Origin of the sequence: Pseudomonas mandelii (genome assembly GCF_002251635.1) — a bacterium.
Classification (GTDB): domain Bacteria; phylum Pseudomonadota; class Gammaproteobacteria; order Pseudomonadales; family Pseudomonadaceae; genus Aquipseudomonas; species Aquipseudomonas mandelii_B.
This window is the reverse complement of record NZ_NMOJ01000169.1, coordinates 1-19,071: the sequence shown is the minus strand read 5'-3', so window position 1 is coordinate 19,071 and position 19,071 is coordinate 1. Positions and strand designations below refer to the sequence as shown.

The window sequence follows — 19,071 nt, the reverse complement described above, 5'->3', positions numbered from 1 at the left end:
AAGCGCTTGGGTTAGAATGCCCTCCTTTTCTGCCCCCGATCCTTGAGGACCGCCATGTTCAGCCGTGATTTGACTATTGCCAAGTACGACGCCGATCTCTTTGCCGCCATGGAGCAAGAAGCCGTGCGCCAGGAAGAGCACATTGAGCTGATCGCTTCGGAAAACTACACCAGCCCTGCGGTTATGGAGGCTCAAGGTTCGGTTCTGACCAACAAGTACGCCGAAGGCTACCCAGGCAAGCGCTACTACGGCGGTTGCGAGTACGTCGACGTGGTTGAGCAACTGGCCATCGATCGCGCCAAGGAACTGTTCGGCGCCGATTACGCCAACGTCCAGCCACACGCCGGCTCCCAAGCCAACAGCGCCGTGTACCTGGCCCTGCTGCAAGGCGGCGACACCATCCTGGGCATGAGCCTGGCCCACGGTGGTCACCTGACCCACGGCGCCAGCGTTTCCTCCTCCGGCAAGCTGTACAACGCCGTTCAATACGGTATCGATGCCAACGGCCTGATCGACTACGACGAAGTCGAGCGTCTGGCAGTTGAACACAAGCCAAAAATGATCGTGGCTGGTTTCTCTGCCTACTCGCAGATCCTGGACTTCCCGCGTTTCCGCGAAATCGCTGACAAAGTCGGCGCTTACCTGTTCGTCGACATGGCTCACGTAGCCGGTCTGGTCGCCGCAGGCGTCTACCCGAACCCGGTGCCTTTCGCTGACGTCGTGACCACCACCACGCACAAGACCCTGCGCGGTCCACGTGGCGGCCTGATCCTGGCTCGCGCCAACGCCGAGATCGAGAAGAAGCTGAACTCCGCGGTATTCCCAGGCGCCCAAGGTGGCCCGCTGGAGCACGTGATCGCGGCTAAAGCGATCTGCTTCAAAGAAGCCCTGCAGCCTGAGTTCAAGACTTACCAGGAACAAGTGGTGAAAAACGCTCAGGCCATGGCCGAAGTGTTCATCCAGCGCGGTTTCGACGTGGTGTCCGGCGGTACCAAGAACCACCTGTTCCTGCTGTCGCTGATCAAGCAGGACATCTCCGGTAAAGACGCCGACGCCGCTCTGGGCAAAGCGTTCATCACCGTGAACAAGAACTCCGTGCCAAACGACCCACGCTCCCCGTTCGTCACCTCTGGCCTGCGCTTCGGTACTCCGGCTGTGACCACTCGTGGCTTCAAGGAAGCAGAGTGCAAGGAACTGGCCGGCTGGATCTGCGACATCCTGGCTGACCTGAACAACGAAGCCGTGATCGACGCGGTTCGTGAGAAGGTCAAGGCCATCTGCAAGAAGCTGCCGGTGTACGGCGCTTAATTGCACCGCTGAACCGCAGCACTAAAAAACCGGCCAGTGATGGCCGGTTTTTTTTCGCCTTGGATTTGTAGGAGCNAGCACCACTGGTCAGACCGGCCATGCCAATCACACAATTTCCGCTTGCGATATCCCAAAAACAGCGCCTAGACTGCGCCTGCACTGGACATACCGGTAAGACCACAATAATTAAGTCCTGAATCTGATGCGCTCACTCAAGCGCACGGCAGCCAGGACACCGACCAGGATTCCTCCCATGCTCAGATGGTGCTCGCGTTCAATCTTCCTCCAAGTCGTGATTGGCCTGATGCTCGGCATCGTCTGCGGCCTGGCCCTTCCCGAATTCTCCTCGCAACTCAAACCCTTGGGTGACGGCTTTATCAAGCTGATCAAGATGCTGATTGGCCTGATCGTGTTTTGCGTAGTGGTCAGCGGTATTTCCGGCGCCGGCGACTTGAAAAAGGTCGGACGCATCGGCCTGAAATCGGTGATCTATTTCGAAATCCTGACCACCATCGCCCTGGTGATCGGTCTGGTGTTCGCGTTCACCACCGGCATCGGCAGCGGCGCGAACATTCATCTGGATCAGCTTTCCGCTGCCGACATGGGCGACATCGCCCAGCGCGGTCAGCACATGCAAACCACCTCCCAGTTCCTGATGAACCTGATCCCGACCTCGGTCATCGGCGCCTTCGCGGAGAACAACATCCTGCAAGTGCTGCTGTTTTCGGTGTTGTTCGGCAGTGCGCTGAACCTGGTAGGTGAAGCCGCTTCCGGCATCTCGCGGCTGATCAATGAACTGAGCCATGTCATCTTCCGCATCATGGGCATGATCGTACGCCTGGCGCCCATCGGCGTGTTCGGTGCCATCGCCTTCACCACCAGCACTTATGGCCTGGATTCGCTGCAACACCTGGGCAGCCTGGTGGGCTTGTTCTACCTGACCTGCTTGGCCTTNGTGNNGCTGGTGCTTGGCCTGGCAATGCGTTTGTCCGGCCTGCGGATGTGGCCNCTGCTCAAGTACCTGCGCGAAGAGCTGCTGATCGTGATGGGCACCGCGTCGTCCGACGCCGTGCTGCCACAGATCATGCGCAAACTTGAACACCTGGGCATCGGCAGCTCGACGGTCGGCCTGGTGATTCCAACCGGCTACTCGTTCAACCTCGACGGTTTCTCGATCTACCTGACCCTGGCCATCGTGTTTATCGCCAATGCCACCGGCACGCCGTTGTCGATGACCGACCTGTTGACCATTTTGCTGGTGTCGCTGATCACCTCCAAAGGTGCCCACGGGATTCCAGGCTCGGCGCTGGTGATTCTGGCGGCGACCCTCACGGCCATTCCGGCGATTCCGGTGGTGGGCCTGGTGCTGGTGCTGGCGGTGGACTGGTTCATGGGCATCGGCCGCGCGCTGACCAACCTGATCGGCAACTGTGTCGCCACCGTGGCCATTGCACGCTGGGAAAAAGACATCGATATTCAACGGGCGAACAAAGTGCTTTCCGGACAAGTGGGTTATACCTTCCAGCCGAGAAAACCTGTGGCCCCGGCGCATCAGCAGGAATTCTGAATAATCGCCGTGCCTGCCTGCGGGCAGGCACGGTCAACAACCGTTTTGGAAGCTCATGGAGCGAACAGTGATCACCTCGTCGACCGTTGTGAATTCAGTAGTAGAAAAACTCCGGGCCGCTTTGGCCCGTGGTCAGTGGCGCTCCGGCGAAATGCTGCCCGGCCAGCGCGAACTGGCCGAGCAGATGGGCATCAGTCGCCCGAGCCTGCGTGAAGCCGTGATCGTGCTGGAAACCCTTGGCCTGGTGCGCTCGATGCCTGGCAAAGGCGTGGTGGTGCTGGACGCCCATCTCAGCGACAGCCAAAGCCACGACAGCGCGCTGGCCGGCGCCAGCCTGGAAGACGTGCTGCAACTGCGCTACACCCTCGAGCCGTTTATCGTCGGCCTGGTCGCGCAGTCGATCAGCAGCAAGGAAGTCGGGCAACTGCGCCTGACCCTGATGGACATGCGCGAAGCGCTGGAAGCCAACGACNCCGAGGCCGGGGTGAACGCCTACATCGCNTTCCACGAAGAACTGTTCACGCTGACCTCGAACCCGATTTTCCAGAGCGTGGTGCAGCAGACCAGCAATGCCCTCAAGCAAAGCGCCGAGGTGCTGCGCAACTCCCCCGAGCACCTGGCTGAGCGCCTTGAAGAGAACGAAGCCGTGGTGCGCGCGATTCGCAGTAAAAACAGCGCCCAGGCCAGTGCCGAGATGCGTCGGCACATCCTTCGGGAAGGCCAGCGGATGGGCATCGAGTTGAATATCCCGGACGACAACCTCGGCAGTTAAAACTGCTTCGAACTGGAGACAGGCCATGAATAGCTTCGCCTCACCGCAAACACTCACTGCCCTGCCCTTTCCAGCGCGGGCGGACGATCTCTATTCGCGGATCTTCGACGCCATTCTCGAACAGCGCCTCACTGCGTCCAGCCGCTTTACCGAAGAAAGCCTGGCGCAGATGTTCAGCGTTCGACGCAGTGACATTCGTGGCGTGCTGACGCGCCTGTCTCATCAGCAAATCATCGTCCTACGGGCAAACCATCGACCCCGCATCGCCGCGCTTGATGCCGAGCAGACCCGGCAGACACTGCATGCCCGGCGGCTGACCGAGACCACCTTGGTGCGGCTCGCCTGCCAGCAACCTCGTGCGCAAGACTTGAACCGCCTGCATGCCCTGATCGAGAGCGAGCGCCACTGTACCGCGCGTGGCACGGCGATCCGGTTGGCCGGGGAGTTTCATTTGCAGTTGGCGGAAATGGCGGGGAATGCCCCGTTGGCGCATTTTCTGGGTAGCCTGGTGCCGCTGACTTCACTGGCGATTGCGCAGTTTGATGCGCCGGCGGAGGGTTATTGCGGGTGGCATGAGGACATTATCCATGCGGTGGAGCGTGGAGATGCCATGGCTGCAGAGGCATTGCTGAGCCGGCACTTGGATTTTCTTGAAGAGGCCTTACTGAACTCTGAATCGAGTTCAGGCCAGAATCGTGTTGCCGGGTAAATCGCCATCGCGGGCAAGCCCGCTCCNTTCCTCACCCGAAAAACCTGTGGGAGCGGGCTTGCCCGCGATGACGGCATGACAGGCGCCGATAATTCTAGTCCGCAGCCACCCGCGCAAACCCTTCCCGAATCTTCTCTTCCGGCAAATCATCGGCAATGAACACGATGACGCTTTCCCGCGCCTCGTCGTCCGCCCATTCGGTATCCCAATCGAATCCGTATAACTTCAACACGCCCTGAAACACCATCCGACGCGGCTCACCAACGATGCTCAACACACCTTTGTAGCGCAGCAATTGCTTGCCATGGTCTTCCAGCAGCTCGTTCATGAACTCGCTGAGCTTGTCGATATCCAGCGGCTTGTCGGTGCGCAGCACCAGGCTGGAGATCCGGTCGATGGAGGGCGCCTTGGCCACCGGGCGCAGGCTGACGCCGCCGAGGTCGGCATTCAGGTTGAAACCGCGCACGTCGAGCAATTCGGCCAGGTCGATCTTGCCGTGTTCGACCACACGAATCGGCGCGCGACGGTTGATGCGGGTCAGGCGTTCGCTCAGTGCGGTAAACGTCGCTTCGTCCACCAGGTCGCGCTTGCTCACCAGCAAGCGGTCGGCGAAACCGATCTGGGCCTGGGCGATGGTCTGGGTCAGGTGATGCTCGGCGTGCGCCGCATCCACCAGGGTGATGATGCCGTCGAGGATGTAACGCTCGCGCAGCTCTTCATCGATGAAAAAGGTNTGCGCCACNGGCGCCGGATCNGCCAGGCCGGTGCACTCGATCACCAGCCGGTCGAAGGCAATCTCGCCGCTGTCCAGGCGTTCAAGCAGCAGGTACAGGGCTTTGGTCAGGTCGGTGTGGATGGTGCAGCACACACAGCCGTTGGACAGGGTCATGACTTGCACCGGTTTGGCGCCCAGCAGCTGGGTGTCGATACCGGCGTCACTGAATTCGTTTTCGATCACGGCGATTTTAAGGCCGTGCTCGGCTTTAAGCAGGTGGCGCAGCAAGGTGGTTTTGCCGGCGCCGAGGAAGCCGCTGAGGATGGTTACCGGGATGGGAGAGGACAACTGGAGTCTCCTGTTTCACAAAATTAAAAAGCAACACAAAACAAATGTGGGAGCGGGCTTGCCCGCGATAGCGATTTACCATTCAACATCAATGTTGACTGATAGTCCGTCATCGCGGGCAAGCCCGCTCCCACAGGGATTGCATCAAGCCGACTGTTGCATCAACAGCACTTCGGCCCACCCTTGCCACCGTAACGGGCTTCCTGGCGTTCCCGAAAGAACGCCTTGTAGTCCATCATCGGTTTGTCCGGGTGCTTGGTTTGCATATGCTCGACGTACGTATCGTAGTCGGGCATGCCGACCATCAGGCGCGCGGCCTGACCGAGGTATTTACCGAGGCGACTGATGTCATTGAACATGGTTGCAATCCTCGATTACGCGTCCGGTACGGCCTGGAACGGGGCTTCTTTATCCGTACGCTCTTTGTTGCCCCAAGCGGCGACGCCGACTTTGAGCGCATAGAACAGGATGCTGAAGACCACGAACAGGAACAGCGCCGTCAGCGTTGCGTTGGTGTAAGCGTTGAAGATCACGTGCTGCATCTGAGTGATGTCCTTGGCCGGGGCGAGGATCTGGCCGTTGGCCAGCGCATCGCTGTATTTTTTCGCCAGCGACAGGAAGCCGATCGCCGGGTTGGCGTCGAACAGCTTGATGAAACCGGCGGTGACGGTGCAGATCAGCAGCCAGACAGCCGGCAACATGGTCACCCAGATGTAGCGTTGGCGTTTCATTTTGATCAGCACAACGGTGGCGAGCATCAGCGCAATACCGGCCAGCATCTGGTTGGAGATACCGAACAACGGCCACAAGGTGTTGATGCCGCCCAGTGGATCGATCACGCCCTGGTACAGCAACCAGCCCCACATCGCCACGCAACCGGCGGTTGCGATCAGGTTGGCGGTCCAGGATTCGGTGCGTTTCAGCGCCGGCACGAAGGAACCGAGCAAGTCCTGCAGCATGAAACGCCCGGCACGGGTGCCGGCATCAACGGCCGTCAAAATGAACAGCGCTTCGAACAGGATCGCNAAGTGGTACCAGAATGCCATGGTGTTTTCACCCGGCAGCACACTGTGCAGGATCTGCGCGATACCCACCGCAAGCGTCGGCGCACCGCCGGCACGCGCCAGGATGGTGGTTTCGCCGATGTCATGCGCCACCGCCGTCAAGGCTTCCGGGGTAATCGCAAAGCCCCAGCTGCTGACGGTTTGTGCCACAGTCACCACATCCGCACCGACCACGGCAGCCGGGCTGTTCATGGCGAAGTACACGCCCGGCTCGATCACCGAAGCAGCAACCATGGCCATGATGGCAACGAACGACTCCATCAGCATCGCGCCGTAGCCGATGTAACGGGCGTTGACTTCGTTATCCAGCAGCTTGGGCGTGGTGCCCGAGGAAATCAGCGCATGGAAACCCGAGACCGCGCCACAGGCAATGGTGATGAACAGGAACGGGAACAGGCCGCCCTTCCACACCGGGCCGGTGCCGTCGATGAATTGGGTCAGTGCCGGCATTTTCAGCACGGGCATGGTGACCAGGATGCCGATCGCCAGGGCGATGATGGTGCCGATTTTGAGGAAGGTGGAGAGGTAGTCCCGTGGTGCCAGGATCAGCCACACCGGCAGCGAGGCGGCCACGAAACCGTATCCGACCAGCATCCACGTAATCTGCACGCCAGTGAAGCTGAACGCCTTGGCCCAGACCGGNTCAGCGGCAATCTGCCCGCCCAGCCAGATCGAACCCAGCAGCAACAGCACGCCGATCACCGAGATCTCACCAATGCGGCCCGGGCGGATGTAGCGCATATACACGCCCATGAACATCGCGATCGGGATAGTTGCCATCACCGTGAAGATGCCCCAAGGGCTCTCGGCCAGGGCCTTGACCACGATCAGCGCCAGCACCGCGAGGATGATGATCATGATCAGGAAACAGCCAAACAGCGCGATGGTCCCGGGAATGCGGCCCATCTCTTCGCGAACCATGTCCCCCAGGGAACGGCCGTTGCGACGGGTGGACANGAACAGGACCATGAAGTCCTGAACCGCACCGGCCAGCACCACGCCGGCGATCAGCCACAGCGTACCGGGCAGATAGCCCATCTGTGCAGCCAATACCGGGCCGACCAGCGGCCCCGCGCCAGCGATGGCGGCGAAGTGGTGACCAAAGAGGATGTGTTTGTTGGTGGGGACGTAGTCCAGACCATCATTATTGAGCACTGCCGGGGTGGCCCGCAGTGGATCAAGTTGCATCACATTGTTAGCGATGAACAGACTGTAGTAACGGTACGCAACCAGATAGATGGCCACTGCAGCGACCACAATCCACAAGGCGTTGATCGCCTCGCCGCGGCGCAAGGCCACTACGCCCAGGGCGCACGCTCCTACGATTGCCAGCAGCAGCCAGGGTAGGTGGCGTAGCAGGCTATTATTATTTTTCATTTTTATATTCCAGCCAGGGTGGACAAGAAAGACAGCCACCCCGAGTTTAGCTCGCCTGACGGCAAAGGCCATACCCCGACATTGGTCTAGAAGACTGTCCTGACTGGCAGGCTCCGACAATGCGGGTCTATAGTCAGCGAACATCTAGAGGATTGCGCCATGAGCGAGCACCCTGCCGATCGTCGCCGCTTCAAACGTATTGCGTTCGATGCCAAAACCGAGCTGAGCCAGGGGGAATTCATCTGGCCGGTGAAGCTGATCGACCTCTCACTCAAGGGGCTGCTGATCGAGAAGCCCGAGCCGTGGCTGGGTAATCGGGATTGGCATTTCCTGGTGGATATTCATCTAAACGAAGACGTCGAGATCAAGATGGATGTGATGTTGACCCACGATGATCATGGTCAACTCGGGTTCGTCTGCAAACACATCAGCCTGGAATCGATTGAGCGCCTGCGGCGGTTGATCGAGTTCAACCTGGGGGATCCCGAGGAACTGGAGCGCGAATTGGGCGCTTTGATCGAAATCTAAAGACCCAACACTAATCCGATGTGGGAGCGGGCTTGCTCGCGAAGGCGGTTTAGCATTCAACGATGATGTTTACTGATAGTCCGCCATCGCGAGCGAGCGCGCTCCCACAAGGTTTGTGTTCCACCTGGAAGGTTATTCGAACAATGCGTCGAGGGCCTGCTCCAGACGGGTGACCGCAATAACCTGCAAGCCCGGCGGCGATTCTTTCGGCGCATTGCCCTTGGGCACAATTGCGCGCTTGAAACCGTGCTTGGCCGCTTCTTTCAAGCGTTCCTGGCCACTCGGCACCGGGCGCACCTCGCCCGACAGGCCGACTTCACCGAACACCAACAAGTCATGGGGCAGCGGCCGATTGCGCAAACTGGACATGACCGCGGCCATCAACGCCAGGTCGGAGGCCGTTTCCAGCACCTTCACCCCGCCGACCACGTTGAGGAAGACGTCCTGATCGTGAGTCGGAATCCCGCCGTGACGGTGCAGCACAGCGAGCAACATCGCCAGGCGGTTCTGATCCAGACCCAGCGTGACCCGGCGCGGGTTGGCCAGGTGGCTGTCATCCACCAGCGCCTGCACTTCCACCAGCATTGGCCGAGTGCCTTCCCACGTCGCCATGACCACACTGCCCGGTACTTCTTCCTGCGCACGGGTCAGAAAAATCGCTGACGGGTTGGAGACTTCTTTCAGGCCTTTGTCGGTCATGCCGAACACGCCCAATTCGTTGACAGCGCCGAAACGGTTTTTCACCGCCCGCAGCAATCGCAAGCGGCCATCGGATTCGCCTTCGAAATACAGCACCGTGTCGACCATATGCTCAAGCACCCGTGGCCCGGCCAGCGCGCCTTCTTTGGTCACATGGCCGACCAGGAAGATCGCCGTACCGCTCTGCTTGGCATACCGCACCAGCAACGCCGCGCTTTCACGCACCTGGGATACGCCGCCCGGTGCCGACTGCAACTGCTCGGTGAAAATCGTCTGGATCGAGTCGATCACCATGACCTTGGGCTTTTCGATGCGGGCCGTGGCGATGATGCTTTCGATGCAGGTTTCGGTCATTACCCGCAGTTGATCCTGGGGCAGGCCCAGGCGACGGGCGCGCATGGCCACTTGCTGCTGGGATTCTTCGCCGGTGACATACAGCGCCGGCATGCGACTGGCGATGCTGCACAGGGTTTGCAACAGGATGGTTGATTTACCGATGCCGGGGTCGCCACCGATCAGCACCACCGAACCATCCACCAGGCCACCGCCCAACACCCGATCGAGTTCGCTGGAGGCGGTGGAGAAGCGCGGAATCTCTTCGACGCTGACTTCGGCCAGGGTCTTAATCTGTGCCTGTTGCCCGGTCCAACCGGTGCGACCGCTGGGTGCTGCGGCGGCGCCGCTCTCGACCATGGTTTCGGTCAGCGTGTTCCAGGCCCCGCACTCGGTGCATTGGCCGGCCCACTTGGGAAAGGTCGCGCCGCACTCCGTGCAGCCGTACATGCGCTTGGCCTTTGCCATTTGANCTCCNCCNAAAAACCGCGATGATAGCTCAGCTGACGCGGATCAGCGCGGCGCCGCTGTGCGGATTTCACCGTTGGCCAGACGCGCGGCGCTGTTGCCCAACGGATCTTCGGCATTCAGGTCGGCGCCCTTGGCCTTGAGTTCATCCAGCAATTCGACTCGCTTGAACAGTCCCGCGTACATCGCGGCCGTCTGGCCAGCGCCGTTACGTTGGTCGGGGCTGCAATGGGCGGCCAACAGGGTTTTGGCGATCTGGATTTCGCCCTTGAAAATGGCACCCATCAGGGCGGTGTTGCCGCGCTGATCCTGAGCGCAGGCATCGGCCCCGGCCGCGAGCAAACGGTCCACGGCGGCTGTCTGGCCGTGATAGGCCGCAAGAATCAGCGCGGTGTAGCCCTTGCTGTCGCGGGTATCGAGGGAATAATTGGCCTCAATGAAGGTATCGAGCATCGGCACATCGCCACGGCGGGCGGCGTCGAAGTAATAATTTTGCAGTTGAACCTTCAGCACTGCGGGATCTTCAGCCGGCCCGCCGAATACGCTGAACGACACGCACGCCAGAAACAGCGATAGGCAAAAACGCATGGCAAGCTCCTTGGTCTGACGGGACCTCGTCCGAGGCCCCGCTTTTTCAGGCAAACGCGATCAGTCCGCCAGCTTGGCCGCCAGCGCCTTGACCCGGCCCAGATCACCCTTGGCCACCCTGGCCACGCCCGTCCCGTATTCCGGGTCGGCNTTATAGAGGAACGACAGGATGATGTGCTTGCTCTCATCATCAGTCGTCGCCAGCGAGCCGCCGAAGTTTTCGATCAGGTCCTGACGCTCTTTCTTGCTGTAGGTGCGGTACAAGTCNCCGGCCTGCTTGAAGTTCTGCTCACGCTGGATCTTCGCCTGCTGGGTGCTGCCCGACAGGGCCGACTGGCTGTAACGTGCGGTTTGCGGCTCGTCACGACGCAGCAAACGGCTCGGTTGATAATTCACGCCGCTGCTGCTGTGACCGATGTTCATCGCGCCATCCTGATTGCCGTTGTTCACGGCGACCTTGGGTGCATTGATCGGCAATTGCAGTGCATTGGCCCCCAGGCGATACAGTTGAGTATCGGCATAAGAAAACACCCGCCCCTGTAATAAGCGATCTTCGGAAGGTTCGATGCCTGGAACAAGATTGGCCGGTGCCATGGCAACTTGTTCTGTTTCCTGGAAGACATTTGCAGGATTACGGTTCAACACCATTTGTCCAACTTTTCGCTCAGGAACTCCGGGCCATATTTTGGTTGCGTCCAATGTATCGAAATCAAACTTGTACACGTCTTGAGGATTTAATACCTGGACGTACAAGTCCCATTTCGGAAACTCACCCTTGTTAATATGAGACACCAAATCATTAGTCATATGACTGTAGTCTTGGCCTTGTACTTTGGTCACCGCTTTTGGATCGAGGTTATTAATCCCCTGCAAACTTTTCCAGTGAAACTTCACGTAGTGAATTGCACCTTCGGCATTAATCAACTTGTAGGCATGTACGCCGTTGCCGTCCATTTCCCGATAACTGGCGGGGGTACCGGAGTTGGAATACAACTCCGTCAAGGTGCGAGTGGCTTCCGGGACATGCGAGAAGAAATCAAAGCGGCGGGCATCATCGTCCAGGTTGGTACGCGGGTCCGGCTTGAAGGCGTGGACCATGTCCGGAAATTTGATCGCATCACGAATGAAAAAGGTCGGGAAATTGTTGCCTACCAGGTCCCAGTTGCCTTCGGCGGTGTAGAACTTGGTGGCGAAGCCGCGCGGGTCACGCAGGGTTTCTGGNGAATGGTTGCCGTGGACGACCGCCGAGAAACGCACAAACACCGGGGTGCTCTGACCACCCGCAAACACCTTGGCCTTGGTCAGGTCACTCAGGTCATCCGTCACGGTGAAGGTGCCGTGGGCACCGGTGCCGCGGGCATGCACGACGCGCTCGGGAATGCGCTCACGGTCAAAGCGTTGCAGTTTTTGAATAAGCTGCACGTCCTGCAGCAGCACGGGGCCATTGGCACCGGCCGTTTGGGAGTTCTGGTTGTCACCCACGGCAGCGCCGTTGTCTCGGGTCAGGGTCGAAGCGTGGACGGAGAAGGACAGCAGGCTGGCGGTTAATACGCCGAGGGTGTACCGAGAGGGGAAAGCCCCAAGGCCAATGGTCGAAGTCATATCAGGTTCCTCTGTTTTCAAGGCGCACTCCAAGTGCGCTGCCCAGAGGCTAGAGGCCCGGACCGCAGAACATAAATAGAAAGAACGTAATGCGATGATTCAGAAAATTATGTGGCTAATCAGCCTGTTAGCGCGTAGTTCGCGCGCGATTGGTGGCACTTTGCAAACTAATTGGCGGCACATGTGTCGATAAACACGAGCATTGTAAGAAGCTGTTTCGGGCAAGAGCCGTAATGCTGCTTTACACTGCATTCCACCAACCTCATCTGTAACAAGGAAATAACCTATGGGCGTGATCAGTGAGTTCAAGGCCTTCGCGGTCAAAGGTAATGTGGTCGATATGGCCGTCGGTATCATCATCGGCGCCGCCTTCGGCAAGATTGTTTCCTCGTTTGTAGGCGACGTGGTNATGCCGCCAATCGGCCTGTTGATCGGTGGGGTGGACTTCAGTGACCTGGCCGTTACGCTCAAGGCAGCCAACGGGGATGTCCCGGCGGTGGTGCTGGCCTACGGTAAGTTCATCCAGAGCCTGATCGACTTCATCATCGTCGCCTTCGCGATCTTCATGGGCGTCAAGGCCATCAACCGTCTGAAACGCGAAGAGGCCGTTGCGCCAACCCTGCCGCCGGTTCCAACCAAGGAAGAAGAGCTGTTGAGCGAGATCCGTGATCTGCTCAAGGCCCAGAACAATTAGCCCTGAAGGCTGCTTGCAAATAGAAACGGCGCCTTCGGGGCGCCGTTTTTTTTACCAGAAGTTCTCCACCGCCACCTGGCCGGGTCGTCGACTGAGGCTCAAGTGCATGTCCCGCTGTTTGAGCAACTTACGTGTGTCATCGATCATCTGAGGGTTGCCGCAGAGCATGACCCGCGAATGCTCGGCCGTCAGCGGCACCCCCGCCACCCGCTCCAGTTCGCCATTTTCTATCAACGTCGTGATTCGCCCGTTCAGGGCGCCGGGATGCTCCTCGCGCGTGACGGTGGCGATGAACTGCAATTTGTGCGCGTATTCGGCCAGATAGTCGCGCTGCGCCAGCCCCGCGATCAGCGCCTGATAAGCCAGCTCGCGGGCTTCCCTTACGCTGTAGACCAGGATGATCCGCTCGAATTTCTCCCAGGCCTCGAAGTCCTGCAGGATCGACAGAAACGGCGCCACGCCGGTGCCTGTGGATAACAACCAGAGATCACGACCGTCGACGAAACGATCCAGCGTCAGGTAGCCAAAGGCCTGACGGTCGACCAACAGCGTATCGCCAATCTGCAGCCGGCTCAGTTCACTGGTGAACTCCCCGCCGGGCACAACGATGGAAAAGAACTCGAGAAACTCGTCGTGTGGCGAGGAGACCATTGAATAGGCGCGCCACACCGTACTGCCATCGGCCCGGGTCACGCCCAGCCGGGCGAATTGCCCCGCCCGAAAACGAAAGCCGGGATCTCTGCTGGCCCGCAGCGTGAACAGGTTGGGGGTCAACGGCTGAACGTCGGTCAGGGTCTGGCGAGTGAATTTTTCTGCGCTGGCGGTCATGGGGTGCTCCATTCAACAGATGCCCCAGTGTCCCGCAAAGCGAGTGATGTAAACACCGGTGATTTGTAGTGGCTTTAGACAATACCCCATGTTCTGAGGTTATTAATGCGGTTGTAAATGACTCTCTTTTAACACTAACCAAAGGGTGCAAAAGAAAAATTCAATAGTTGTATTGGGTACAACATATAACTTTGTTAATTCCAGACTAAGAACCAGTTATTTACTTTTCAACCTTTTCAAGAGCAAAAAAATTGCAGCCTATTCGTAGGAATACTCCTACACTCGTGACGTGCTGGATTTCGGATCCAATGTGCACCCCCCAAGATACCCGCAGGGAGTTACGCCAATGGAAATGTGGAAGGAATCACGTTTAAGACAGATAGCTGAAGCGAGAGACGTTGAACCTGCCTATGAGATATCACTGGATTTCGTCAAAAGCCTCGGCTTTAATTTTTGTGCATTTTCAATCACTTCTCACTTACGAGGCCCGCGCTTCGATAGAGTGAACTTCAATAACTACCCCAGTGGCTGGAACGCGGAATATGAACAAAACCACTTCAGGGAAATTGACCCGGTAGTGGCTCATTGCAATCAATCAACATTGCCCATTCTATGGGAAGAGAAGGTTTACTCGAAGACACCAACGCTGTGGCAAGCACAGAAAGAACTGGGTTTGCAGTATGGCTGGTCGCAATCGCTCCATGGCGACAACGGGCTGCGCAGCATGCTTAGCCTGGCAAGAAGCGACATCCCCATCACCACCTATGAATTTTATGAAAAACTGGGTTACATGATTTTCATCGGCAACCATCTGCATGGGCTCGTCGCTAAAAAACTCCCCGATCGCGTGAAGGATTGCTGCAAACCTCATTTATCAGTACGCGAGATCGAGATATTGAAACTGTCAGCCGATGGCAAAACCGCCTATGAAATAGGCCGTATCCTCTGCATCACTGAACGCACCGCAAATTTTCATATTCACAGGGCAATCCAGAAACTGGGCGTCAACAACAAGCTCGCAGCAGTGGTCGCGGCAACCAGGGCGTGCATGATCTGAGCAATACGCCCAAGTACCAATGAGGAAAAACCTGCGAGTATTCCAAAAGAAAAAAACGTACCATTTGCGGCTCCTCCAGAGTGATGACGAGTGAACCAATACGTCGCAGTCCACTCGGACGGTCCCGCCCGCTACAACGCTTCAGGCAGCGGGACACCACACTCGTTGACTACCCAGAGCCCCGCCTCATGCCCCTGCTCGAAACGCCCTTCGCCCAACTCGATCTGATCCGTCAGCCAGAGCAGCAAAATGAACCGCTGCAAGCTTTCGACGCAGCAGACGAGTACCTGCTCAATCATCTGGCCGAGCAGCAACCGGCCGCGGACACCCGAGTGCTGGTGCTCAACGACAGTTTCGGCGCGTTGGCTGCGAGCCTGGCGGGAAAAGTGGTGGTGACCACCAGCGGCGACTCGTTCCTGGCCTTCCAGGGCCTGGAAAAGAATCTGATCCGCAACGGCCAGGCCTTCGATGCCGTGCCGAGCGTACCGGCCAACGAAGCGTTTGCGGGGCCGTTTGACCGTGTGTTGATCCGGGTGCCGAAGACCCTGGCCTTGCTGGAAGAGCAACTGATTCGCCTGCAAGGNCAACTGGCTCCAGGCGCCCAGGTCATCGCTGCGGCGATGGTCAAGCATCTGCCTCGCGCCGCCGGTGATCTGCTGGAGCGTTACATCGGCCCGGTGCAAGCCTCGTTGGCGGTGAAAAAAGCCCGACTGCTGATCGCAACGCCTGAAGCCAAGAGCCCAGCCGTGTCCCCCTACCCTTCACGCTATCAACTCGACACACCGGCGATCGAACTGCTCAACCACGCCAATGTGTTCTGCCGCGAAGGACTGGACATTGGCACTCGAGCATTTCTTCCACACTTGCCACAGAACCTCGGTACAGCGCGCGTTGCCGATCTCGGTTGTGGTAACGGCGTACTGGCAATCGCCAGCGCTCTGCAAAATCCTGAAGCCCATTACACGCTGGTGGACGAGTCATTCATGGCGGTGCAATCGGCCGCCGAAAACTGGCGCGCTGCATTGGGTGATCGTGACGTGATCGTGCGCGCCGGCGATGGCCTGGCCGGGCAAGAGCCGCAATCCCTGGACGTGGTGCTGTGCAACCCGCCGTTCCACCAGCAACAAGTCGTCGGCGATTTTCTTGCCTGGCGGATGTTCCAGCAGGCGCGCGAAGCCCTGGTAACTGGCGGTGCGTTGTACATCGTCGGCAACCGTCACCTCGGTTACCACAGCAAGCTCGCGCGGTTGTTCCGTGGCGTCGAGCAAGTGGCGGCTACACCGAAATTCGTCATTCTCAAAGCCCGCAAATAATCGCAGGTAAAAAAAACCCTCCGTGACAGGAGGGTTTGAATCCGTGCCGCAAGGCAACGGGGATGGGAATGTCGGGTGTTTCAGTGCGTGGACAGACCTGCGGCGTTCATGAACATGCGCATCAGGCTGGCCACGATAAACAGGGCCCCCACGCTACCGACCCAAATCAAGGCCAACCAACCGAGCCGCTGCCAAAGCGGTTTTTTCTCTGCCGCCTTGATGTCCTCCAGGGAATGTTTGCCAGCCATCATCTTGACCTCCTCTGAAACGGCGCAGGTTCAAGCCCTGCGCCATTGTCGTGTGCGCTAGTGATAACCGTCTTCGTGGGTCACCTTGCCGCGGAACACGTAGTAGCTCCAGAAGGTGTAACCCAGGATAAACGGGATGATGAACAGCGTGCCCACCAGCATGAAGCCCTGGCTTTGCGGCGGCGCGGCGGCGTCCCAGATCGAGACAGACGGTGGAATGATGTTCGGCCACAGGCTGATCCCCAGGCCGCTGTAGCCGAGGAAGATCAGTACCAGTGTCAGCAGGAACGGCGTGTAGTGCGCATTACGCGCCACTGCGCGGATCAAACCGTACATGGTCACCAGCACCAGGATCGGCACCGGCAGGAACCAGAACAGGTTCGGCAGGGTGAACCAGCGCGAGGCGATTTCCGGATGCGCCAGCGGCGTCCACAGGCTGACGATACCGATCACCGCCAACACCACAAAGGCCAACGGCCGCGCCAGGTTGTGCATCTGCTCCTGCAACTTGCCTTCAGTCTTCATGATCAGCCAGGTGCAACCGAGCAGCGCATAAGCCACCACCAGCGCGAGGCCGCAGAACAGGGTGAACGGTGTCAGCCAGTCCAGTGAACCACCGGCAAACTGGCGATTGACCACCGGCAAACCATCGATGAATGCACCCAGCGCCACCCCCTGGAAGAAGGTTGCAGCAATCGAACCACCGATAAACGCCTTGTCCCACAGATGACGCTTGTNGTCCTTGGCCTTGAAGCGGAACTCGAAGGCCACGCCCCGGAAGATCAGCCCGATCAGCATCAGGATCAGCGGCAGGTACAACGCCGACAACACCACCGAATAGGCCAGCGGGAACGCGCCGAACAACGCCGCGCCCCCCAGGACCAGCCAGGTTTCGTTGCCGTCCCAAACCGGGGCGACGGTGTTCATCATCACGTCACGGTCGACTTTGCCCGGGATAAACGGGAAGAGAATGCCGATACCCAGGTCGAAACCGTCCATGACCACGTACATCATGATGCCGAAGATGATGATCACGGCCCAGATCAGCGGAAGATCAATACCCATCTCAATTCCCCTTGTGCTGGATAGGGCGGTGGTCAGCGTCTGCACCATCGTCGTCGGCCGCTGAAAGCGGACGGGCCGGCGTGCGTTTCTGGCCAGGGCCACCGTCATTGGTTTCCTTGCCTTCGTCGATCTTCGGCCCTTTGCGCACCAGGCGCATCATGTAGCCCAGACCGGCACCGAACAGCGCGAAATACACCACCACGAACAGGATCAGCGTGATGCTCATCTGCATGAAGCTGTGATTGGAGGACGCGTCCGCCGTGCGCATCAGGCCATAGACCACCCACGGTTGACGACCGATTTCGGTGGTGAACCAGCCGGCGAGAATCGCGATCAGGCCGGACGGGCCCATCCACAACGCCAGGTACAGGAACGGCCTGGAGGTATACATCTTGTCGCCCCGGCGCAGCCACAGGCTGAACAAACCGGTGAAGATCATCAGGAAACCCAGGCCGACCATGACCCGGAACGACCAGAACACGATGGTCGAGTTGGGACGGTCTTGCGGCGGGAAATCCTTGAGCGCCGGCACTTGCTTGTCCAGGGAGTGGGTCAGGATCAGGCTGCCCAGGTACGGGATTTCGACGGCGTATTTGGTCTTCTCGGCTTTCATGTCGGGCCAGCCGAACAGGATCAGCGGCGTCGGCTCGTTGCCGATATTTTCCCAGTGACCTTCAATCGCNGCGATTTTCGCCGGCTGGTGCTTGAGCGTGTTGAGCCCATGGAAGTCACCGATGACGGCCTGAATCGGCGCCACGATCAATGCCATCCACATGGCCATCGACAACATGGTGCGGATCGCCGGGTTGTCCTTGCCGCGCAGCAAGTGCCAGGCCGCCGAGGAACCGACGAAGAACGCCGTGGCCACAAACGCTGCCGTGGCCATGTGCGCCAGGCGGTAGGGGAATGACGGGTTGAAGATCACGGCGAACCAGTCGGTGGGAATGACCTGGCCATTGATGATTTCGAAACCTTGCGGGGTCTGCATCCAGCTGTTGGAGGCGAGAATCCAGAAGGTCGAGATCANCGTACCGACGGCCACCATCACCGTGGCAAAGAAGTGCAGTTTGCGCCCGACCTTGTTCCAGCCGAACAGCATCACACCGAGGAAACCGGCCTCGAGGAAGAAGGCTGTCAGCACTTCATAGGTCAGCAACGGCCCGGTCACGGAACCGGCGAAATCCGAGAAGCGGCTCCAGTTGGTGCCGAACTGGTAGGCCATGACCAGCCCGGAGACCACACCCATGCCGAAGTTGACGGCAAAGATCTTCGACCAGAAATGGTAGAGGTCACGGTAGGTGTCGTTGTGAGTCTTGAGCCACAAGCCCTCGAGCACCGCAAGGTAACTGGCCAGGCCGATGGTGATCGCCGGGAACAGGATGTGGAACGAGATGGTGAACGCGAATTGAATTCGGGCGAGATCTAGCGCCTCCAAACCGAACATAAGTTTTCCTCTGTCAGGTAATACCGGCTGCTGGCTGGGAGCCTGCACCCACTGCCCCCACGGATATGGAGTGTGGCGAATTTGAATTCGTTCTTTTTTTACAACCATCACAACGTAGGGAGTCTGGCCATCTGGCCGCCGGATCATTTCCACAAGGGTCTTGATCTGGATCAAGCAATGGTTAAAAGAGTAGTCCCATTTTTGACGATGGACGGTGTGGTCTTTTGCCGCGTGACAGGTTGCCTCATAGGCTTGGCAATCAGTAGCAACACATTACCTGTGGGGGCGAGCCTGCTGTGGCGAGGAGGCTTGCCCCCGTTTCGGCCGAGCAACCGCCGTAAGTT

At 58.8% G+C, this 19,071-nt stretch carries 19 protein-coding genes; 9 read left to right on the top strand and 10 right to left on the bottom strand.

From position 1 onward, the window contains the following. The first annotated feature begins 54 nt into the window (after positions 1 to 54). The 4 genes from glyA to B7L09_RS21560 all read left to right on the top strand — a co-directional run bounded on the left by glyA (position 55) and on the right by B7L09_RS21560 (position 4,356). Complete coding sequence (gene glyA / locus B7L09_RS21580; protein WP_094470552.1) at positions 55 to 1,308, top strand: serine hydroxymethyltransferase; 1,254 nt, start codon at positions 55 to 57, stop codon at positions 1,306 to 1,308. A gap of 253 nt (positions 1,309 to 1,561) precedes the next feature. Then, positions 1,562 to 2,875, top strand: coding sequence for a C4-dicarboxylate transporter DctA (locus tag B7L09_RS21570; RefSeq protein ID WP_094470551.1), 1,314 nt, complete (start codon positions 1,562 to 1,564; stop codon positions 2,873 to 2,875). A gap of 67 nt (positions 2,876 to 2,942) precedes the next feature. Continuing rightward, complete coding sequence (locus B7L09_RS21565) at positions 2,943 to 3,647, top strand: FadR/GntR family transcriptional regulator (protein ID WP_094470550.1); 705 nt, start codon at positions 2,943 to 2,945, stop codon at positions 3,645 to 3,647. A gap of 25 nt (positions 3,648 to 3,672) precedes the next feature. Next, entirely contained in the window at positions 3,673 to 4,356 is a 684-nt protein-coding gene (locus tag B7L09_RS21560; protein WP_094470549.1) for a GntR family transcriptional regulator, read from the top strand. Positions 4,357 to 4,450: 94 nt separating this feature from the next. On the opposite strand, the gene yjiA is transcribed toward B7L09_RS21560, so the two are convergent. The 3 genes from yjiA to B7L09_RS21545 all read right to left on the bottom strand — a co-directional run bounded on the left by yjiA (position 4,451) and on the right by B7L09_RS21545 (position 7,860). Further along, a complete protein-coding gene (gene yjiA / locus B7L09_RS21555) occupies positions 4,451 to 5,419 on the bottom strand; it encodes a GTPase (protein ID WP_094470548.1) in 969 nt (322 codons plus the stop codon). Between the two features lie 161 nt (positions 5,420 to 5,580). Further along, a complete protein-coding gene (locus tag B7L09_RS21550; RefSeq protein ID WP_003176208.1) occupies positions 5,581 to 5,778 on the bottom strand; it encodes a YbdD/YjiX family protein in 198 nt (65 codons plus the stop codon). A 15-nt stretch (positions 5,779 to 5,793) separates the two neighbouring features. Then, on the bottom strand, positions 5,794 to 7,860 hold the full coding sequence (locus B7L09_RS21545; protein ID WP_094470547.1) for a carbon starvation CstA family protein: 2,067 nt from the start codon (positions 7,858 to 7,860) through the stop codon (positions 5,794 to 5,796). A 159-nt stretch (positions 7,861 to 8,019) separates the two neighbouring features. Between B7L09_RS21545 and B7L09_RS21540 the strand changes: the two genes are divergently transcribed. Then, complete coding sequence (locus B7L09_RS21540; protein ID WP_094470546.1) at positions 8,020 to 8,388, top strand: PilZ domain-containing protein; 369 nt, start codon at positions 8,020 to 8,022, stop codon at positions 8,386 to 8,388. A 132-nt stretch (positions 8,389 to 8,520) separates the two neighbouring features. On the opposite strand, the gene radA is transcribed toward B7L09_RS21540, so the two are convergent. The 3 genes from radA to B7L09_RS21525 all read right to left on the bottom strand — a co-directional run bounded on the left by radA (position 8,521) and on the right by B7L09_RS21525 (position 12,078). After that, entirely contained in the window at positions 8,521 to 9,888 is a 1,368-nt protein-coding gene (radA, locus tag B7L09_RS21535) for a DNA repair protein RadA (protein WP_094470545.1), read from the bottom strand. A gap of 45 nt (positions 9,889 to 9,933) precedes the next feature. Continuing rightward, positions 9,934 to 10,476 (bottom strand): ankyrin repeat domain-containing protein, encoded by a 543-nt coding sequence (locus tag B7L09_RS21530; protein WP_094470544.1) that lies wholly within the window; start codon positions 10,474 to 10,476, stop codon positions 9,934 to 9,936. Positions 10,477 to 10,536: 60 nt separating this feature from the next. Then, entirely contained in the window at positions 10,537 to 12,078 is a 1,542-nt protein-coding gene (locus B7L09_RS21525) for a catalase (protein ID WP_094470543.1), read from the bottom strand. A gap of 286 nt (positions 12,079 to 12,364) precedes the next feature. Here B7L09_RS21525 and mscL point away from each other — a divergent pair, with 286 nt between their 5' ends. Then, positions 12,365 to 12,772 (top strand): large-conductance mechanosensitive channel protein MscL, encoded by a 408-nt coding sequence (gene mscL, locus B7L09_RS21520; protein WP_094470542.1) that lies wholly within the window; start codon positions 12,365 to 12,367, stop codon positions 12,770 to 12,772. A gap of 51 nt (positions 12,773 to 12,823) precedes the next feature. Here mscL and B7L09_RS21515 read toward each other — a convergent pair whose 3' ends face one another. Further along, positions 12,824 to 13,600, bottom strand: a complete 777-nt coding sequence (locus B7L09_RS21515) for a ferredoxin--NADP reductase (RefSeq protein ID WP_094470541.1) — start codon at positions 13,598 to 13,600, stop codon at positions 12,824 to 12,826. A 346-nt stretch (positions 13,601 to 13,946) separates the two neighbouring features. Between B7L09_RS21515 and B7L09_RS21510 the strand changes: the two genes are divergently transcribed. Together B7L09_RS21510 and B7L09_RS21505 are read left to right on the top strand one after the other, a co-directional pair. Beyond that, the gene (locus B7L09_RS21510; protein ID WP_094470540.1) at positions 13,947 to 14,657 is read left to right on the top strand and encodes a LuxR family transcriptional regulator; all 711 of its coding nucleotides are present in this window, start codon (positions 13,947 to 13,949) and stop codon (positions 14,655 to 14,657) included. 188 nt (positions 14,658 to 14,845) lie between these two features. Further along, positions 14,846 to 15,970, top strand: coding sequence for a methyltransferase (locus tag B7L09_RS21505; RefSeq protein WP_094470539.1), 1,125 nt, complete (start codon positions 14,846 to 14,848; stop codon positions 15,968 to 15,970). Between the two features lie 80 nt (positions 15,971 to 16,050). On the opposite strand, the gene B7L09_RS21500 is transcribed toward B7L09_RS21505, so the two are convergent. The 3 genes from B7L09_RS21500 to B7L09_RS21490 form a co-directional block, all read right to left on the bottom strand. Continuing rightward, positions 16,051 to 16,218 (bottom strand): DUF2474 domain-containing protein, encoded by a 168-nt coding sequence (locus tag B7L09_RS21500; RefSeq protein ID WP_094470553.1) that lies wholly within the window; start codon positions 16,216 to 16,218, stop codon positions 16,051 to 16,053. A 57-nt stretch (positions 16,219 to 16,275) separates the two neighbouring features. Next, a complete protein-coding gene (gene cydB, locus B7L09_RS21495) occupies positions 16,276 to 17,283 on the bottom strand; it encodes a cytochrome d ubiquinol oxidase subunit II (protein WP_094470538.1) in 1,008 nt (335 codons plus the stop codon). A 1-nt stretch (position 17,284) separates the two neighbouring features. Further along, positions 17,285 to 18,727, bottom strand: a complete 1,443-nt coding sequence (locus B7L09_RS21490) for a cytochrome ubiquinol oxidase subunit I (RefSeq protein WP_094470537.1) — start codon at positions 18,725 to 18,727, stop codon at positions 17,285 to 17,287. Between the two features lie 81 nt (positions 18,728 to 18,808). Here B7L09_RS21490 and B7L09_RS32165 point away from each other — a divergent pair. Further along, the coding region (locus B7L09_RS32165) for a hypothetical protein (protein ID WP_217902015.1) at positions 18,809 to 19,071 on the top strand (263 nt) is incomplete at its 3' end.

Coding starts and splice junctions, on each gene's coding strand:
- glyA (WP_094470552.1), top strand. CDS start 55: ATGTTCAGCCGTGATTTGACTATTGCCAAGTACGACGCCGATCTCTTT.
- B7L09_RS21560 (WP_094470549.1), top strand. CDS start 3,673: ATGAATAGCTTCGCCTCACCGCAAACACTCACTGCCCTGCCCTTTCCA.
- B7L09_RS21550 (WP_003176208.1), bottom strand. CDS start 5,778: ATGTTCAATGACATCAGTCGCCTCGGTAAATACCTCGGTCAGGCCGCG.
- B7L09_RS21540 (WP_094470546.1), top strand. CDS start 8,020: ATGAGCGAGCACCCTGCCGATCGTCGCCGCTTCAAACGTATTGCGTTC.
- radA (WP_094470545.1), bottom strand. CDS start 9,888: ATGGCAAAGGCCAAGCGCATGTACGGCTGCACGGAGTGCGGCGCGACC.
- B7L09_RS21530 (WP_094470544.1), bottom strand. CDS start 10,476: ATGCGTTTTTGCCTATCGCTGTTTCTGGCGTGCGTGTCGTTCAGCGTA.
- B7L09_RS21515 (WP_094470541.1), bottom strand. CDS start 13,600: ATGACCGCCAGCGCAGAAAAATTCACTCGCCAGACCCTGACCGACGTT.
- B7L09_RS21510 (WP_094470540.1), top strand. CDS start 13,947: ATGGAAATGTGGAAGGAATCACGTTTAAGACAGATAGCTGAAGCGAGA.
- B7L09_RS21500 (WP_094470553.1), bottom strand. CDS start 16,218: ATGGCTGGCAAACATTCCCTGGAGGACATCAAGGCGGCAGAGAAAAAA.